General features: G+C 39.3%; 15 protein-coding genes and 2 pseudogenes. 5 read left to right on the top strand and 12 right to left on the bottom strand.

The genetic code is table 11. The annotated features are described in order from the left end of the window. Window positions 1–93 precede the first annotated feature (93 nt). Window positions 94–2,244: pseudogene (locus tag ACM0OS_RS23490) on the top strand (hypothetical protein); the annotation flags it as partial. 512 nt (window positions 2,245–2,756) lie between these two features. Here the strand turns inward: ACM0OS_RS23490 and ACM0OS_RS23485 are convergent. Then, window positions 2,757–3,278 carry an FKBP-type peptidyl-prolyl cis-trans isomerase gene (locus tag ACM0OS_RS23485; RefSeq protein ID WP_414545592.1) on the bottom strand — a complete coding sequence of 174 codons (522 nt, stop codon included), beginning with the start codon at window positions 3,276–3,278 and terminating at the stop codon, window positions 2,757–2,759. Between the two features lie 101 nt (window positions 3,279–3,379). After that, window positions 3,380–3,703 carry a phasin family protein gene (locus ACM0OS_RS23480; RefSeq protein ID WP_414545591.1) on the bottom strand — a complete coding sequence of 108 codons (324 nt, stop codon included), beginning with the start codon at window positions 3,701–3,703 and terminating at the stop codon, window positions 3,380–3,382. A gap of 141 nt (window positions 3,704–3,844) precedes the next feature. Between ACM0OS_RS23480 and ACM0OS_RS23475 the strand changes: the two genes are divergently transcribed. Next, window positions 3,845–4,162 carry a TIGR03792 family protein gene (locus tag ACM0OS_RS23475; protein ID WP_414545590.1) on the top strand — a complete coding sequence of 106 codons (318 nt, stop codon included), beginning with the start codon at window positions 3,845–3,847 and terminating at the stop codon, window positions 4,160–4,162. On the opposite strand, the gene ACM0OS_RS23470 is transcribed toward ACM0OS_RS23475, so the two are convergent. Next, window positions 4,126–5,382 carry an FAD/NAD(P)-binding protein gene (locus tag ACM0OS_RS23470; protein ID WP_414545593.1) on the bottom strand — a complete coding sequence of 419 codons (1,257 nt, stop codon included), beginning with the start codon at window positions 5,380–5,382 and terminating at the stop codon, window positions 4,126–4,128. The genes ACM0OS_RS23475 and ACM0OS_RS23470 overlap by 37 nt on opposite strands. Window positions 5,383–5,758: 376 nt before the next feature. On the opposite strand from ACM0OS_RS23470, the gene ACM0OS_RS23465 reads away from it, so the two are divergent. After that, the gene (locus ACM0OS_RS23465; protein WP_414545589.1) at window positions 5,759–6,631 is read left to right on the top strand and encodes a universal stress protein; all 873 of its coding nucleotides are present in this window, start codon (window positions 5,759–5,761) and stop codon (window positions 6,629–6,631) included. Window positions 6,632–6,694: 63 nt separating this feature from the next. Here ACM0OS_RS23465 and ACM0OS_RS23460 read toward each other — a convergent pair whose 3' ends face one another. Both ACM0OS_RS23460 and ACM0OS_RS23455 read right to left on the bottom strand, forming a co-directional pair. Further along, the gene (locus ACM0OS_RS23460) at window positions 6,695–7,192 is read right to left on the bottom strand and encodes a DUF427 domain-containing protein (RefSeq protein ID WP_414545588.1); all 498 of its coding nucleotides are present in this window, start codon (window positions 7,190–7,192) and stop codon (window positions 6,695–6,697) included. A gap of 295 nt (window positions 7,193–7,487) precedes the next feature. Then, on the bottom strand, window positions 7,488–8,705 hold the full coding sequence (locus ACM0OS_RS23455; RefSeq protein WP_414545587.1) for a TetR family transcriptional regulator: 1,218 nt from the start codon (window positions 8,703–8,705) through the stop codon (window positions 7,488–7,490). A 174-nt stretch (window positions 8,706–8,879) separates the two neighbouring features. On the opposite strand from ACM0OS_RS23455, the gene ACM0OS_RS23450 reads away from it, so the two are divergent. Continuing rightward, window positions 8,880–9,740 carry an acyl-CoA desaturase gene (locus ACM0OS_RS23450; protein WP_414545586.1) on the top strand — a complete coding sequence of 287 codons (861 nt, stop codon included), beginning with the start codon at window positions 8,880–8,882 and terminating at the stop codon, window positions 9,738–9,740. 354 nt (window positions 9,741–10,094) lie between these two features. Here the strand turns inward: ACM0OS_RS23450 and ACM0OS_RS23445 are convergent, their stop codons facing one another. The 4 genes from ACM0OS_RS23445 to kaiC form a co-directional block, all read right to left on the bottom strand. Then, on the bottom strand, window positions 10,095–13,019 hold the full coding sequence (locus ACM0OS_RS23445; protein WP_414545585.1) for a PAS domain S-box protein: 2,925 nt from the start codon (window positions 13,017–13,019) through the stop codon (window positions 10,095–10,097). 185 nt (window positions 13,020–13,204) lie between these two features. Beyond that, window positions 13,205–13,564: a circadian clock KaiB family protein gene (locus ACM0OS_RS23440; RefSeq protein ID WP_414545584.1), complete on the bottom strand. Its 360-nt coding sequence runs from the start codon at window positions 13,562–13,564 to the stop codon at window positions 13,205–13,207. A 2-nt stretch (window positions 13,565–13,566) separates the two neighbouring features. Beyond that, window positions 13,567–13,890: a circadian clock KaiB family protein gene (locus ACM0OS_RS23435; RefSeq protein WP_414545583.1), complete on the bottom strand. Its 324-nt coding sequence runs from the start codon at window positions 13,888–13,890 to the stop codon at window positions 13,567–13,569. A gap of 27 nt (window positions 13,891–13,917) precedes the next feature. Next, window positions 13,918–15,630: a circadian clock protein KaiC gene (gene kaiC / locus ACM0OS_RS23430; protein ID WP_414545582.1), complete on the bottom strand. Its 1,713-nt coding sequence runs from the start codon at window positions 15,628–15,630 to the stop codon at window positions 13,918–13,920. A gap of 394 nt (window positions 15,631–16,024) precedes the next feature. Between kaiC and ACM0OS_RS23425 the strand changes: the two genes are divergently transcribed. Next, window positions 16,025–16,414 (top strand): response regulator, encoded by a 390-nt coding sequence (locus tag ACM0OS_RS23425; RefSeq protein WP_414545581.1) that lies wholly within the window; start codon window positions 16,025–16,027, stop codon window positions 16,412–16,414. A 428-nt stretch (window positions 16,415–16,842) separates the two neighbouring features. Here the strand turns inward: ACM0OS_RS23425 and ACM0OS_RS23420 are convergent, their stop codons facing one another. From ACM0OS_RS23420 to ACM0OS_RS23410, 3 genes and pseudogenes are all read right to left on the bottom strand, one after another. Then, entirely contained in the window at window positions 16,843–17,073 is a 231-nt protein-coding gene (locus ACM0OS_RS23420) for an EF-hand domain-containing protein (protein ID WP_414545580.1), read from the bottom strand. Between the two features lie 248 nt (window positions 17,074–17,321). Then, entirely contained in the window at window positions 17,322–17,585 is a 264-nt protein-coding gene (locus tag ACM0OS_RS23415; RefSeq protein ID WP_414545579.1) for a hypothetical protein, read from the bottom strand. 179 nt (window positions 17,586–17,764) lie between these two features. Then, window positions 17,765–17,935, bottom strand: a pseudogene (locus tag ACM0OS_RS23410) (amine oxidase); the annotation flags it as partial. Window positions 17,936–18,235: the final 300 nt, after the last annotated feature.

Here is an 18,235-nt window from a genome sequence, read left to right as displayed (position 1 = left end):
GTCTCAGTCAGACTCCTGGTATACAAGCGGTTCAAGACTTTTCTGCACCACTAAGATCTTTATGACAGACTTGATTTAGCTTTGGCACATTATTTGCAAAGTTTGGCTGGATGGCAAGCAAATGATAATTATCAAGAACGGCAAGGTATAGTTTTAGTTCATATTGCTTTAGTTTATTCTCGGCAAGCTGTAATTAATCGTTTAGATAATCCATCATCTTGGATAATTGTAAGAATCTATTTGCAAGATGGTTTAAATATTTTTGAACAAATTCAGCGTCTAGATTTGGTCGCTAAGTATATTAATCATTTGGGTGAAGTGCTGCGAAATTTAACAGCATGGTCAGATTTAAAAAGTCTCGCTGATAAATCTTTGCCACTACATGAAAGATATGGCAATTCTCATAAATTAGCCCAAGATTACGGCTTTTTGGCAGAAGTGGGGTTACAAGAGTCACGTTGGGATGATGCGCGACAATTGGCAGAAAAGGCACTGAAAATATTAAAGGATAGGTCTAATTTAGCACTTCATGAACAGAGTTTATATCAATTTATTTTAGCTGGTGCTTACGAGGGTTTAGGCGACATTACAGCTGCAATTAATCAGCTAGAAACTGCTAAACCTTTATGTAATCCGCAATATGACCCGCAATTATATATCGCAATTTTAGAGAAATTACGTTTACTTTATTTTGATAAAGCTGCATATCGTTTAGCTTTTAATTTGAAGCAAGAACAATTTCAAATTGAACATCAATATGGGTTTCGGCCTTTTGTTGGGGCATCTTATTTAAATCCTCAGCGACAAGCAATAAATCCGGCACAGTTGCAAGGAGAAAATACAGACAGTGTGGCTCAAGAAATTGCCGCTTCTGGTCGGGGTCAAGATGTGCAGCGTTTACGGGAAAGAATTAGCAGCACTCAGCATAAACTGACTGTAATTTATGGTCAGTCAGGTGTGGGTAAAAGTTCTATTTTACAAGGTGCTTTAATTCCTGCACTGCAACAAGAACCAATTGAGGGACGGAATGTTTTACCTATTTTGTTGCGCGTTTACACTGGTTGGGCGGGAATGTTGGGTCAGTGTTTGGCGAATAATATTAAGTCGTTAAATGCTAGTTCTCTAAATTCTGCTGATGCTATTTTGGCAGAGTTGCAAAAAAATGCTGACCGTAATTTGTTAACGGTGTTGATTTTTGATCAGTTTGAAGAATTTTTCTTTGTTTATACAGATCAAGGTGATAGGCGGAGTTTTTATGAGTTTTTGCATCAATGTTTAAATATTCCTTTTGTGAAGGTAATTTTGTCTTTACGAGAAGATTATTTACATTATTTATTAGAGTTAGAACGGCTGTTTGATTTAGCGATAATTAATAATAATATTCTGGCTAAAAATATTCGCTATTATTTGGGTAATTTTTCAGTTGATGATGCTAAGACGGTGATTCAAACTTTGACTCGGCGTACACATTTCCAAAGCCTCTCTCCAAACCTCTCTCCTACGAGGAGAGAGGCTTTGAAATCTGGTTTAACAGGTGACTCCGGGTCAGAAAGTGTGATTGCAGAAGATAGGAAGACAAATCAATCTTATTTAGAAGATGCTTTAATTGACCAATTAGTACAGGATTTAGCGGGGAATATTGGCGAGGTACGCCCCATTGAGTTGCAACTTGTGGGGATGCAGTTGCAAACTGAGAAAATTACTACTTTAAAAAAGTATCAAGAATTTGGGACTAAAGAAAATCTGGTTGAAGGATTTTTAGAATCAGTTATTCAAGATTGTGGAACAGAAAATGAAAGGGTTGCTAGATTACTTTTATATTTACTTACAGATGAAAATAATACTCGTCCTTTGAAAACTAAAGCGGAGTTGATAGCGAATTTATTTGGAGAATCTAGTAAATTAGATTTAGTTTTAGAAATTTTTGTGCAATCTGGTCTAGTGTTGCTATTACCCGAATCTACGGCTGATAGGTATCAATTGGTGCATGATTATCTGGTTTCTTTTATTCGTAAGCAACAACATAATTTAAATGAGTTGAAAGCAGCACGCGAAAAAGGATTTTTAATTAAAGTCATCATAGTATTGGTACTACTCTTGCTTGCGTTGAGACTGACGGCAAGAGATGCTGTTGATAAAGTCCTGGTAGTTGCAGCTGCATTAGCCTTTCTAGCCTTTTTTCTGTTAATGATATCAAAGTACAGAGCAGCAAAAAAGGCAGAGAAGCAAAGCAAACAAGTATAGACGAATTACTGTTGCTGGGTTGTACTTGGTTCCGTGATTATGTAAAGCACAATACGAATTTGAGTGAAATTGAAAGAGAGATTTGTAAGTACTACGCGTTCGCTTATTTTTAAACTCGAAATTGAATTAAAGCCTTAATTCAAAGGGGAAAGGGCTATTTTTAAGTAAGCAGCCAATACAAAGTAAGATTTATTACCTTTATATTCGGCTTCTAGAAGCATCTATTTAACGTGAGTCTCCAAGGAAGGCGCAGAGGGGCATAAACCATAAAAATGGCTAAAACCTTGTTTTAGGTAAAAACACCTGAATTGCCTGTGCAGCCTAGATTACAAGCCCTGCAAGGGTTAATTAAATTTTCTGGTCAAAAATGAGCGAACGCCGAGTAAGTAGGTAAATGGGAGATAGGGGAGAAAATTGCCCCAGTCCCTAAAATAGTAGTTTAGGTTAACCTAGGGCAAGCCTAAAATATTGTGTAATGTCAGGTTTAAAATTAGCCCCCAGTCTCCCAGTCCCTACTTAATATCCAATAATTCCACATCAAACAATAAGGTGGCATTAGGCGGAATCACACCACCAGCACCACGGGAACCATAACCTAGTTCTGAGGGGATGATTAATTGACGACGACCGCCTACTTTCATAGTGCTGAGTCCTTCATCCCAACCTTGAATGACTTGCCCTACGCCGATTTTAAAGCTGAAAGGTTGCTTGCGATCGCGTGAACTATCAAACTTTGTACCGTCTTCTAAAGTGCCGGTGTAATGCACTACCACTGTTTGTCCCGGTTCAGGAGTCGCCCCGGTTCCTTCTTCAATTTCCACATATTTCAATCCCGAAGGATTCGTTACCACATTATCATCAGACATAGTATTACTCGCAATCAATGTATTGTTTTCAGTAAGATTTATCGGTGCTGGTATAGTTTGTGTCAAATTAGCTGCAACAGCTGTGTCTGGCTTACTGCCAACTTGTGCTAATACCAAAACTACAACACATACCAGCATGAAACCCACGCTGAGTAAAATTGATTTCAAAATCAGTCCTCCTATAGACAGTGCTGTGGGCTGAGTAGAGAGCTAGTCCCTGTTAAGTCATCATACTAGCCCCTAGCACCTAGACTCTAGACCCTGGAGGCTTAACGCCACAATTTATTTTCTAAATCTCGTACTTGTCGCTCTAAACGGTCAATTCTCCCGCGTAATTCATCCACCTCAGACTGACGAGCCACACCCAAGTCCTGCATCATGTTTCGCATTTGCCGTTGCATTTGCTCTTCCCAGTTTCCTTGTTCCGACTTTAACTGCTGCACAACATCATCCATCACCGCCTTAGCTTGCTCAGGATCGAGTTTACCGTCCTTAACCAAATCATCACTGACTTGCCGCATTTTTTCGGCTACTAAAGATGTTGTACCAATACCAAGCATCATTAGCTGTTGCAACCAGTTATTATTGTCCATACTCCCTTCCTCTTTAATTGTTTCCCACTAGCTGACTTTTGCTCTTGAGTGTATGCAATCAAGCTATGCTGGAAAAGTGGTTATTCTAGCCTACATCTCTATTTTGGCAAATTCGTAGACACACAAAAGGAATACAAGGGTGTGGTTATAGAACTACTGAAGTTTAAAGTAGCCCCAGAACAGCGAGAACATTATATCCAGCAGGATGCAGAAATTTGGACAACAGCCTTGGCTAAGTATCCAGGATTTCTGGGGAAAGAAGTTTGGATTAACCCCAACGATCCCACAGAACTGATTTTAATTGTTCGTTGGGCAACACGGGAACAGTGGAAAGCTATACCTGTAGAAGATTTACAGGCTATTGAAGCTCAATTTACCCAAGCAATGGGAGAATCCTATCCCATCGTCGAGTTAGCAGAATATCAAGTGCGAAAATTCCCGCAACTCATGTCCAATTGAGATTGTGGCATATAGGCAATACTCGACTTAGCGATCGCAGGCACAATTTTCTCACTGGCCATTCTCGCACCTGATAAATTCCGCGCTGTCGGCCCCACCTGCAAAGCGGCTAATCCACCCATTATAAATAATTCACAACCAGGCCAACGCAGATGATTATCTAAAATGGGTAAGCCGTTAGCGATCGCAATGGGGTAATTGTCTAAAATTTCGCTTAATAGTGGTTCAGATGTCACATCAAATTTACTGCCAGTGGCAAGCCAAATCTGTTCATACTCATATTCACTACCGTGATCACATTTCACTAGCCAATGATTGCCTAACCATTGTGCTTGCAGAATTTGGCAATATTCATCCAGTTTAAAATTACCATGACGCACAGCCCGCCGCAACTGCATAGCGATCGCCGGGGTTACAGAACCACCATTACGCGCTTGCTGGATCATTTCCCAGCGCTTTTGATAATCTGATTCAGCGAAAAATCCTTTCAGATATTTGGGCCCTAACCACCCCGGTTCGGCATCAAATAACTTTCCTTGCAACTGTCGCCGCAACATTAAGTGTACTTTGGCACCACGACTTAAAGCGCCAACTGCCAGGTGTCCACTCGTCAAGCCTCCTCCGACAATTAATATCCTTTGATTTGCTAAATCTAATTTACGTAAATCTACTTTGTGTGAATGGCAAAGTTTATCCAGTGGATACTCTGTAGTTATCTGATTTACCCAATCAGGTATCTGAAGTTTACTACCGCCAGTAGCCAACACCACCCGCCGCGCCGTAACGTAATTTCTATCTTGTAACCACAGCCGAAAACGTTGATGCCAAGGTTCCAGACGGGTAACTTGAGCTTTGATAACTTGATTTTGTAAATCCCAGCGGTGAATCACATCCTCACACATATCCTCAAATAGCTGAGTTCCTGGTAAATCGTAGGGAGGAAATAACTCACCAGGACGGGATTCAGCAAATTTTCGCAAAGCAAAAGGATTAGGATCAGGATGGTGTACCGCTGGGGATCTCAAATGTGGTATTTCTAAAGCAGCAAATTGTTGTTGCCAGCGACTCATCCATTTACCACTAGGGTCAAATACTAAAAATCTCCCTCGCATGGTTTGCCGTTTTTGCAGCAGATGCGTTACCAATGTTAAAGCGTGAGGCCCAGCCCCAATAATAGCCAAGTCAATTTTGCTGGGTAACTGAGGCGAATTAGTTGTCATTGTCTCATAGGGAAATACAACGATAATCGTTATCATTATATCTTGTTGATCAGTATCAGCATTTTTGAGGGGAAGAGAATCAATTTTGGAAGTACCTAGCACCGCAAGGCGGAAGTCAAAAGTCAAAAGGCTTGTCAAACAGGCTGTTTGACGATTTTAAATGGTATGCCTATTTATGCCGTGCTGTACTAGTCCTGGCGATTAGAAATCGCCTAGTGCTTTTCTTTCATTGGATAATTTAACCCTAATAGGAGAATTATCCAGGAATATTCGTCCTGGCATCATTATTTATGCAGTAAAATAACCGAAAATTGTCTAATTTTTACATCAGTATTGATTCAAGTAGAATATTAATAGATGTATTTTATTAATATTTATGTTTGAACGAGTTTTAATTTGCACAGATTTTGCCGACGGTTTGCATCGACTATTGCATTTTGTTCCGAGTCTTGGGGCCGCAGGGATAAAGCAAATTGTTTTTCTACACGTTGTTCCGTTATGGGAAAAAGGTATTATTCCCCAAGTAGATAGTGAGAAAATAGAACAGGCTCAAACCCGTTTGGCAAAAAAGTTTGGTGACATTTCCACTGATGTATATGTCAACATAGAAGTTCAATCAGGAAAAGCATCTGAGACTATTTTGAAGGTAGCTCAAGCTTATCAGTCTCAACTGATTATTCTGGGTTCTCCAAATCGTAGCTCACTTGCAGAAAAACTGGCGGGTAGTACGATGGCTGGGTTATCCCGCCAAAGTAAAATTCCTTTACTGATAGTGCGTCCTCAGTTAATTTCTGCTTACACTTCTGAGGAATTAACACTGCGTTGTCAGCATCTTTTTCGCTCTTTGCTAATTCCCTATAACGATAGTAAAGCGTCAAATTCTCTGGTACAACAGATCAAAAACTTGGCGCAACAACAGTCTGATATGTCTTTGCAAAAGTGTCATCTGTGCTGGGTTTTAGAGCCTAATATTAGCCAAAAAATACCTAATAAAATTTTACCCCCACAGGCTCACGAAACTTTATCTGAGATTAAGGCTGATTTGGAAAAGGTAAATTTACAAGTAGAGACAGAAGTCCGTGAAGGTAACTCTGTTCCTCAGGTTTTGGAGACAGCTGTCATGGCTGATATTAGCGCGATCGCCGTGTCTTCTGGAACAATAGGTAAGCTCCAAGAATGGTTAGTTTCTAGTTTTGCAGCGGAAATTTTGCGTCAAAGTTGGTATCCTGTACTCTTTTTCCCATCCTAGATTTTCCAAAACCGAGGTTAAGCAGAAGTCTGAATAACAAAGTTTTGCTCACTAGAGTGTCAACTACCATCCCCATGTACCGGGACTACCCTTAAATGGCCCAACAATATCACTGGTAATCCAACCACCATAAAAATTACCTGGTTGGGGTTGCACTTTTTCACCATCAACGTAGCAGACATCCATGAGATGGGCATAAAAAGCTACATAATCTTTGAGAGATGCAAAGCCTGGTGTGGGGTTAGGGTAAAACCAAGCAGCATTGTGAGCTTCTCTGTCACCCACACGGATTGTATAGTAACCGGCTGGCCCTTTCCATTCGCAAAAACTAGTTTTTGGTGTTTGCAATAGGTGTTCCATATTAATATCCCCAGGGGGGATGTAATAAGAAGGTGGATGACTTGTTTCTAAAACTCGCTTGGCGCTGTGGGTATCTACAATTGTGACTTGATTAAAGATAATCTGAATATGTTTACTTGTGTCTTCCAAACGAGGGGGACGAGGGTAATCCCAAACTGATTCTTGTCCGGGAGCAGGATTAATGCGTTGGGGATTTACCATAAGAAGAGTTTCAATTTCATATTTTCATTAATTGTAAAACTGAATACGATGGAAAGAAACCCATCTATCTTCCCCAATCCTAAGTATCATTCGTTACTTTTTAAATTATGTTGAATACTTGATGTGCCAAGTTTTTTCTACTAAATTGCTAGCTAATACTGTGAGGCTAATAGCGAATAAAATAATTAGTAGCTAAAATTACAACGTTGCCAAAATAACAATCTGGACATAAACATTACAAAATAATCAGCCTATAGATAGATTGCTCATTTCTCAAATCTGCTGGCTGGAATTGCTATGCAGGCTTATGGTCTAAACGAGTTGCTTGCTCTAGTGCTGCTTTTTCTTTGGCTCTTTTGGCATAGGCTTGTAATTGAATACGTTCTCCACCTGTGAGAATAGCTAGGTTTTCTAGGCTCATCCCCCGCATTAACATTTCTACGCACCAGGTATGTTGTGCTTGGGCGATCGCAGGTGGTATTCCTTGAGGAGTTAATAATCCTTCAGTCCATATTTCCCAATGTTGCAACAATTCTGACTCGGAAATGAAGTTACCAACTTCGTTGACAAACATCGCTTGGTGAGTATCTTTACGACTTTTGAGCCATCTGGTTAAGGGGTTGTTGGTATAGGAACCATAGCGTTTACCCAAAATCCACTGATTAACAGGCACCTGGCGGGAAAACTCTGGGGTAGTGATCTGGAGGAAATGCCCGGAATTATCACAAATTTGCTGATTTCGCTGCAAACTGGAAATTTCTCTAACAGATAAGCCAGCCCCGAATAACACATAAGCCAAGGCATAATCTTGTGTACTTGACTTCTTGGCTTGTTGCAAAATTTGGTAGACTACTCCAGCAGGTAAATCAGCTACTTCCATCACATTGTCCTTGGTTGTTGCTGATTTTTTTGAAGGTGACATAGCTCCATGTAAAAATAACTCTACTAAATTCTCTAAAAAATCATCCCGATCCTCCCACAGTTGATGAAATTCACTAGTGAATTCAATTACTGCGTATCCCAGGATCATGCCATTGAGCAAACTAGCTAATTTCTCTGCGGGGAGATAAGTATTTAAATCTCCTTGTTGGATAACAGTGGCTAAATACTCTGCCACGTAGCGGTTTGCTTCTGTTAATCCACGTCCTAGGGCCCGGCGATTTTCCATCGGATACTGTTTAGCTTCACCTACTACAGATCGAACCAACTCAGGTATCCTTTCTAATGCATGTAAGCTATCACTTGCATAATCTTTCAGGGCTTGATAAATATCACCAGGAGGAGTTGCTCTCTGTACTAGGGATTCCCCTAAATTCTTGAAGGCTGCGGATTCTTCCAGCACAGACAATAGCAGTCCATGCTTGTTACCAAAGTGCCGGAATAACGTCACTTCATTGACTTCTGCTTTCTCCGCAATTTGGCGGGTTGTCGTGGCGCTAACTCCCTGAGCAGTAAATAACTCCAGTGCTGACTGAATTAGACGTTGACGAGCGGAAATTAGTTGAGATGACATAGAGAATAATGCAAGTGGCACTTGCATGAAATTGAGTAGTCTGTTAGCATAACAAATGTAAGTGATACTTGCTTTTCTTTACTGTAACGAACTGCTGTGCAGAGCAGGCAAATACCTGCTATGGTTGCACCGAGAAAAAGCACATCGCTTCATCATCTATCAACAGGAATTTGTATGACCGCGAAGTTTCTGGCGTTCGCCCCCGAAAGAGGAAATGCGCCTCGCCTTAGGTGGGTAAATGTGGTATTTTTTGCTGCATTTCATGCCTTAGCTCTCCTGGCTCCTTGGTTTTTCTCTTGGTCAGCATTAGGTTTGCTACTGTTGCTCCACTGGTTGTTCGGGAGTATCGGCATTTGCCTAGGATATCATCGACTGCTGAGTCATAAGAGTTTTCAAGTGCCTAAATGGCTGGAATATATAATCGCTACCATTGGAGCCTTGGCTTTACAAGGGGGGCCGATTTTCTGGATTGGTGGACACCGCCAGCATCACGCCCACACAGAAGATATTAACTTAGATCCCTACTCTGCCCAGCGAGGATTTTGGTGGAGCCATATGCTGTGGATCTTCTACCCACGGCCTGAATTTTTTGATTATGACGTTTATCAAAAATACGCACCTGACTTAGCAAGACAGCCTTTTTATCGCTGGCTAGATCGCTACTTCTTACTAATACAAATTCCCTTTGGAGTACTGCTGTATCTCTTAGGGGGTTGGTCTTTTGTCATTTACGGCGTCTTTGTCAGGTCAGTCTTGCTTTGGCATTCTACCTGGTTTGTTAACTCAGCATCACATCTATGGGGTTATCGTACCTTTGATGCCAATGATGGCGCACGTAATCTTTGGTGGGTATCTTTAGTAACCTACGGAGAAGGATGGCACAATAACCATCATACTTATCCCAATATGGCAAAATCTGGATTGTCTTGGTGGGAAATTGATGTAACTTGGTGGAGCATCAAACTCTTGCAGACTTTGGGTTTAGCGAAAAAGGTGGTTTCTGTTCCCCCTCAGCATAGCGCGGCTCAAAAATAAATTTTTACTCAATTATCGCCAATGTTTTAGGCCGACTGCTGCTGGTGCTGTCGGCTTGTTAATTTGTATTAAGCACGTAAAGTCTCAGTACCAACAAGCATATTTAGTTAACTAAACATGATCTCCAGAAGTTTCAAAAGCAGGCGATAAGCCCGAAGGCATGGCTAGAGCCTATCGCCCAACAAACACTTTGGGTTTAGCCGAATGGCACTAATAAAAGCTGTAAAGTGTGCGAAATAAAGATTACAGCTTTTAATGTCAGAGAGCGGAGTAATGGCATGAGCCAGGCGTTTGCGCGGAGCGCACCTGGAGGAGGCAATCGCCAATGGAGAAATGAGGTAAGGGTGCCCAAAATTATAAAGGTAGCTTTAAGTAAAAAATACTACCTGCTCCTATTTGACTTTCAACCCAAATTTGCCCGTGGTGTTGCTCTATAATATTGCGACAGATAGCCAGGCCTAAACCTGTTCCACCTTGCTTACGAGAATCGGAAGCATCCACTTGATGAAACCGCTCAAAAATAGATTCTAACTTGTTAGCAGGAATCCCTCTACCTTGGTCTTGTACCTTAAATAATGCATCCGAAGTTTGACCATCTTTTGCTTTGATTTCTTCTACTGTCATTAATACAGTAGACCCTTTGGATGAAAACTTAATCGCATTACTCAGCAAATTTGTTAGTACCTGGATAATCCGATCTTTGTCAACCGTTAATTCAATAGATTGGGGTAAAATTGATAAATTAACCCCAAATTCGTCAGCCATTAATTGCATTAATTCTGTAGATTTTATTAATAATTCAGCAGCATTAGTTTTTTGTTTATTTAAAGTGAATTGTCCTGATTGCAACCTTTCTAGAGTTAGAACATCATTTACTATTCTGACTAAGCGTTCAGATCTGTCTGACACAATTTGAATGATCCGCTTAGCCTGTTCAGAATCAAGCTTTACCAAACCAGTTTTCAATAAGCTTAAACCTCCTTGGATCGAAGTCATGGGGGTACGTAATTCGTGACTAACAACTGAGATAAACTCATTCTTGATTTTTTCTAATGCGTAGCGTTCTGTAATATCTTCACCAATACTCATCGTGCCTACTTTTGTGCCTCGTGAATCTCGTAGTAGCGTATTGTTCCAAGCGATTACGCGTTCTTCTTTAGATTTAGTAATAATTGGATTCTGGTGGTGAGAATGTAATTCTTCCTCTAACGTTTCTACAAAAACTTTTTGTATATTATCTTGCTGATGCTGCGGTATAAAATTGGCAACCCATTCTTTACCTAAAATTTCTTCTGGACTATACTTACTCAATTCTAAAAAGAAAGGATTAACATATTCAATTTTACCTGTCTTATCCAATGCGATAACTAACAACTGCACATTTTCTAACAAGCTACGCCAACGGCGTTCTGCTTCACGCAGTTGAGCTTCAATTTTTGTTTGTTGGTTAATAGTTACTGTCAGAATATTTATTAATCTATGTAAGTGTGAATTTGCTTGAGATAATTCAGTAGTTCGCTCTGCAACTTTAATTTCTAATTCTGCTTTTGCTTCTTGCAAAACAGCTTCCGCTTGCTTACGTTGAGTAATATCTAAACAAGTACCAATCATCCGTATTGCTGTACCTTCGTCGTTATAGATACATTTTCCTTTAGCCCCAATCCAATGAATCCTACCATCAGTCCAAATAACTCTATATTCCACATAATATTCAGACTTATTATCTTTGGCATCAATTATTGCTTGATGAATTGCTTCTCTATCTTCAGGGTGGAGGCAGGCGATAAAAGCTTCATAATTACCAGCAAAACTACCCGGAGTTATACCAAATAATTGCTCTTGACGGCTTGACCATTTGAGATGGTTAGTCAGAATATTCCAATCCCAAGTCCCCATCTGAGAAGCTTCTAAAGCTAATCTTAAATGTTCCTCACCTTCTTGTAAAGCAATCTCAGTCTGTTTTTCTTTAGTTATTTCTTTAAAAAAAACTGATATACCTTCCAAAGAAGGATAAATGCGATTTTCAAACCAGCGATCGCTCGATGAGTAATATTCTTCTAATTGAATAAAGTTTTGTTCAGTGAAAGCTTGTAAATAAGCTTCATAAGAATGCTGACGAAATTCTTCGTTACATTCTTGCCAAATATTTTTACCAATTAAATCCTTTGGTTCTCTGCCAAAAATTTCTGCTGCTTTTTGATTAACGTATGTATAGCACCAATTATTATCAATAGAAATAAAAGCATCACTAATACTCTCTAATATATTAAATAACCTATTTTTGGTTGCTTCCGCTTCTGCACAAGCAGCTTGTTCACGGATTACCATCTCTGCTATTTTTTCTTCTGTCTGTTTGCGCTCTGTGATATTTGTCAGCGTCACTACACTACCAATATTTTGCTCGTCTAAATTAAATAATGGAGCCGCACTCAACAGTAAATGAAATTCGCTACCATCTTCACGGTTTAAGAATACTTCTACTCCCTGAAAACATTGACCTTGTAGCAAGCTAGATATTGAAAATACTTCTTGATTTTGCTGGCAATTTGCTGATTCATTGGTAAATAAACACTCTTCTATTTTTTTATAGCCGCTACAATGATGACATTGCAGTGGAAACGACAAATCAAATTGTTGAAATAATGGATTTGTACCACACAGTTGCTGTGCTGCTTGATTAGCGCGAATAATTTGCCAACTTTGATCACAAACAATAATAGCTTCGGCTGCTTGTTCCAGAATAGAATTTGCTAGTCTTTCAGCCGCCACAATTTCTGCATTACGTTTTTGCTCGGTTAAGTCGGTTACTACTATGCAATTAACAGCTACATCGTCTATTTGCAATGACTTAAAAGATAAATAAACAGGTATTTGAGTTTCGTCCTCAGCAATTAAGTAAACCTCTCCTCGACGAAATTCTTGCCTTGCTTGCCGAAATAATCCTTGAAATACCTGTTTTTCTTGTGGCGCTATGTAATCCTCAAAGTTAGAGCCGATTACTTTCTCTAATGGCTTTTTGAGCATTACCGCTAAAGGGTGATTGCAGTAAAGAATTGTTCCATGCTCATCTATCGTCACAGCGCCTTCATGCATCTCTTGTAAAAAAGCACGGTAAGGATAATCAGCATCTTGCAAAGTGAAAATTCGTTCTTCTTGAGCGCTAGATATAACTAAAGCATCTACCTCTCCCATTCTAATAGCTCTAAATGTCTCTTCTAAGACCTGTATTTGATTGCGTAGAGCTATATTTTCTAGTTCAAGTTCTTCGCGTGTTTTCACTGCAATCACCTATTCATCCACTAATTCGTAATTCGTAATTGATGGTACAAGACCCTCAACTCGTTGATAGAGAAAAATAACTTTCCTGTGTATTTCCTACCTATAAGTTTTAGTAATGTAGGAATAATTATTATAGATATTCAGTTACAAATAACTTTTAACTATCTTTGAATATCAGAATTTTTTCAAGAAATATCTAAAGCAACGATCACCTTATCAACATTTGTTAAATCGCCAATCAACTGTTGTAAAGGTAGCGGAAGCTCTTTGATTAAAGTAGGCACAGCAAATATATGGTCTTTTTCTAAAATATCAGGTTGTTGGTATATATCAATAATTTCCATTTCATAGCGTCCTTTTAAATATTTTTCACAAATTCTTTTCAGCATTTGAATAGCACGCATTGATCTAAGGGTATTGCCAGCTACATACAAACGTAAAACATATTTTTGTATGTCTGTATTTGCCAGCGCTTTTTCAAAATCTTCTGTAGATTCTATGATTAGTTCATGCGAACTATCGTTAGTTTGGTTTGAATTATTCATGGCTATCCTTCGTTGATATTTAATTGACGTAAATCTAGCCCTACTAAGACTTTTTCAGTATTGGATAAGTCTCCAATTATTTGCTTGACAGGCTCAGGTAATTTTCTCACTAAAGTTGGAATAGCTAATATTTGATCCCCCTTAGCTAATTGGGGATTTTGCATAAGGTCAATTACTTCAATAAAATATTTACCTTCAAGGTATTCTTCACAAATTTTTTTCAGATTGGCAAATGCTTTTAAAGACTTAGGAGTTTGTCCAGCTACATATAGCCGTAACTCCCAAACTTCTTCTCCTGTATGGCTAGATTGAGATAGGGGATTCATATTTTTAACCGTGATAAAAATCTCTATTCATGGGTCAGCTTGGCGCAAATGTAATCTTTGTTTTTGTTCATCTAATAAAATTTGTTCTTGTGTCTTTTCGAGAAAAATTAACCTTTCAATTTCTTCCTTTTCAATTTCAAATTGAGCTTGTATATCTTTAACTTGTGCTTCTGCCAGTAAACGTTTATGTTCAATCTCACGCTGTTTTTGTTCAATTTTTTGTTGGCGGGCTATAGCAGCAGCTTTGTCTTTAGCTTCTTGTATAATTCTTGCTGTACCTGTGAGTACACCTTCCGTTCCTAAATACACATCTAATAACTGTAGCCCTTCAGTAGTTAAAATAAATTCTCGCACTTGATTAGAGTGTGACATACCACGAGATTTAAGTACATGAATCAAACGGTTACGCTCACCATTACTTTCTACAGTTCGCAGCAGTATCCAAGTATCTGCTAAGGAAGAAATACCTATCTCTGTATATTCTACAAAAGCACTATTAGCTTCATTTAAATTTGTAAAAATTGTTGTGATATTTTTTGTTTTCAGATAATCAATCAGGCGCATCATAAAAGATTTCATCTGAATATCGCTACTGCCATAAGTTAAGTTAGATATGGGATCGAGAATGACTGCATTAGGTTGAAAGTCATTAACTGTACTCAGTATATTCACAAGGTGCATTTCTAAACCATAAAACGTTGGGCGTAAGGCTTGGAATTTGAGTAATTTTTTATCAACCGCAGTTTCTAAATCGATACCAATAGAACGCATATTGCGAATAATCTGTTGGGGAGATTCTTCAAAGGCGAAATAAAGGCATTTTTCTCCTCTTTGACAAGTAGCATCAGCAAAATGAGCGCAAAATGAACTCTTACCAGTTCCTGCCGTACCGGAAATTAAGATACTGCTACCACGAAAAAAACCTTGTCCTCCCAACATGGTATCGAGGCGTTTGATACCACTAGGTATCCATTGGGTTGTGACTGGATAATTTAAGCCGACAGAGGTAATGGGGAGAACCGAAATACCATTTTCCTTAATCAAAAATGGATACTCGTTTGAGCCGTGCCTAGAACCACGATACTTAATAATTTGTAACCACCGAGTTGAAAGTTCATTACTGATGCGCTGCTCTACGCGAATAACACAATCTGAAACATATTCTTCTAAACCATGTCGTGTGAGGCTATTCTCTCCACTTTCACTGGTAATGATAGCTGTGACACCTTTGGTTTTCAGCCACAGAAATAATCGCCGCAATTCGGCTCGGACGATCGCAGCGTTATCCAAACCACCAAACAGTACCTCTAGTGTATCGATGACTACTCTCTTAGCCGCGATCGCATCAATTTCATAGCCTAATCTAATAAATAATGCTTCTAGGTCATATTCGCCTGTTTCTTGAATCTGACTGCGCTCAACTTGAACATGATCAATTACTAATTTTTTTTCTTTGATTAGTTCTGCTACATCCCACCCCAAGGAACCAACGTTTTGGATTAACTCCTCAGCAGTTTCTTCAAAAGCCATAAATACGCCTGGTTCATCAAATAGGGTAGCACCCCGTACCAAAAATTCCATTGCCATCAGCGTTTTGCCGCAACCTGCTCTACCACAAAGCAGTATCGGTCTTCCTTGTGGCAACCCCCCATAAGTAATTTCATCTAAACCTTGAATACCAGTTGGGCATTTGGCAAGCATTGTAGGTTTCATTTGTGTATCATTTTTATCTTTGTTCATATCTCACCTAAATGCTGATTTGAAAGTAATCACAACAGTAGGGGCTAGTATTTCTAATAAAAATTAACTCTAAAAACTACCTTGGGTCTATTTCCTTGTACTAATTTATAGAAAGTTTGTGAGGATTTTGTGAAGAAGTGCAATCCTTTAGCAAAACCAATGGATTATGTGAAAAATTGGCTATTGAAAATAATTGTCATCTTTTCAAGATCTGTCTAGTTAAGTTCTTATTTCCTCACAAAAACTTCACAATTATTGTTTAACATCTTGTTTTAGTATTGTAGGCGAATTTTCTAATCATATTACTTGAAGTCACAATCAAAAGAAGATTTGCTCATCAATACTAGTGTTTTGATTGATAAAACTATCTGTAGAAAAACAAGGGGTAACAAATATGAAAAAGCGGCTATTGATAATTGATGATGAAGATAGTGTGCGGGAAATTATTCAAATCTCGTTAGAATCAGTGGCTGGCTGGGATATACTGACAGCATCTTCAGGCAGCAAGGGAATAAAAATTGCAGCATCTGAGCATCCTGATGCTATTTTACTAGATGTAATGATGCCTGAGATGGATGGGCCGACTACTTTTAAGCAGCTACAGGCAACTGTTGTAACCTGTGACATTCCTATTATTATGCTGACAGCTAAAGCTCAACCTAGCGAACAAAAGCAGTTGAGAGATTTAGGAGTAGCAGGGGTAATTACTAAACCTTGTCTACCCCAAGAATTAGTTGATGACATCTGTAGAATTCTTAATTGGAATCAAGTTATCCATAATTAACTGAGGCGTAATAAATTCCCGTCCTTGGTCATCAGCAATCGCTTCCTCCGGTGCTGCCAAGATTGCTTTCAGTGCCATAATCTTTTTGATCAACTTCCCGCCGTCGTCTTGAACAAGATGTCTATCGCAAAAAGGAACTTATATGCAACGCACTCTAGCATACATGAACGCATCCCTAGGAATTGGTGAAATATTAGGGCGAATCAGGTAGCATCCTAATCTTCCCTCACACACTAAACCGCTCTTTTCCAAAACTCGTGCTGAAGCAAGGTTTTCTGGAGAACAAAAAAAGTTCTTTAAAAGTTCTTTTCGGCAAAGAAAAAGCAGCATACTGTCACCAATGACCTAGTAGAAATTGCAAATCCCTCAAAGCGTGGGCTAGAGAGAGATTTTTTGGTATTGGGTATTGGGTGTTAGGGATGAGGTTGCTAGTTTAAATTCCCTGCTTTCTCAACAACTTGTTTCAACTCTTCAAAGGTGATACTACCGCCTTTATCTCCATGCATCGCTAGCAATTCCTGGGGGCTACTAACACCTGTTTCTGCTAAAATGATTGCACTTAACCCAGGGCTTAAAAAAAGCTCATTAATCGAGACTTTGCCGTCTTGATCGCGATCTAAATTATTAAAAAGAGATTGAAGCTCTTGCTCGGTTGCCATAAGTTTCTATCTGAAGAACGTTTTTCAATTTAATATCTCATTAATATCTCATTAATCTTTAAAAATTAAACAAACTTGTGTCTTTAGACGTAAAAATGGCTATCGCTGGGGCTTAAATTGGGTGAGTGCTCTATTACCAATGGGCGAGGCGGCAGCGAATTGTACTGGTAATATCGGGCGAGGCTGTATATGTGCCAGATGGGAATGGCTGTGGCATTGCAGAAGATGATGCGGCGGTTACCCCGTGATCAGTAATACCAATTCTTTAAAATTAGGCAACAAATGCAAATCATAGATGAAGGTCTAATCGCATTGACTCCGTACTGAGTTTGCATCCTCGCTGCATAATTCGCGTTTATCTCCTGCTCCTCTTGCCCCTTGCGTTCCTTCTCTTCTCGTCGCCGTTGCCGATACTCCAGCACCTTTCGAGCAAACATCACATCTTCAGTATTAAGACTGTAATACCGAACCCGCTTCCCATCCTCCAACGGTCGCCGCGATTCTGTAGACAAACCCAGTTGCGTGAGATACTGCCCCAGAATCCATACTGGTGATTCATCCAGTGGTATGGTCAGGTTGAAAATATTCTTAATCTGAGTCTTAGTGCCATTCGTGCCATTCCACCCTTACACCTTCACACCCAAAACCCAGCCATATTAAGGATTTGCCCTTTTCTTAGTGCCATTCGGGTTTAGCCAATGAGTTGAGCAACCCTGATTGCAGATGTGATCGCTCCTTCATGCAAGCCATCGCTGAGGTAAGCGCCTGCATGATAAGTATTATTTTCACCATTATGGGTAATAATTTCGTTTCTGTACCTAAAAGAATCCACAGTGTACAGGGGAGTATGGTGTTTCTGTATACCCCGCTTCTGTCACTCTCCGAAAACAAAAATTAAAGCCAACTTTTAAAACTCTGACTGGGATTAGGTTTGTGGCTTTATTTTCTAACATGATATATATAATCATTGATTTAGACTGAAACTCTTGTCTGGTAAGGATTACATCTTTTTATCTAGGGAAAGTGACAGAAGAGGGATACAGCACTTCCGTCTGTAATGAGGTACACTAGATCAAAATATAAATATTTTTAAATGAAGTCATACTCTACAGCCTTTCCGGCTGTTATGAGGTACAGTAACAGCAATTAGCAAACCAGTTTC

The organism is Nostoc sp. CCY0012, from assembly GCF_963920855.1.
In the GTDB taxonomy this organism is placed as follows: Bacteria; Cyanobacteriota; Cyanobacteriia; order Cyanobacteriales; family Nostocaceae; genus Cyanocohniella.
Note: the sequence above shows the minus strand (reverse complement) of the source record. Positions and strands in the feature narration are given on the sequence as shown.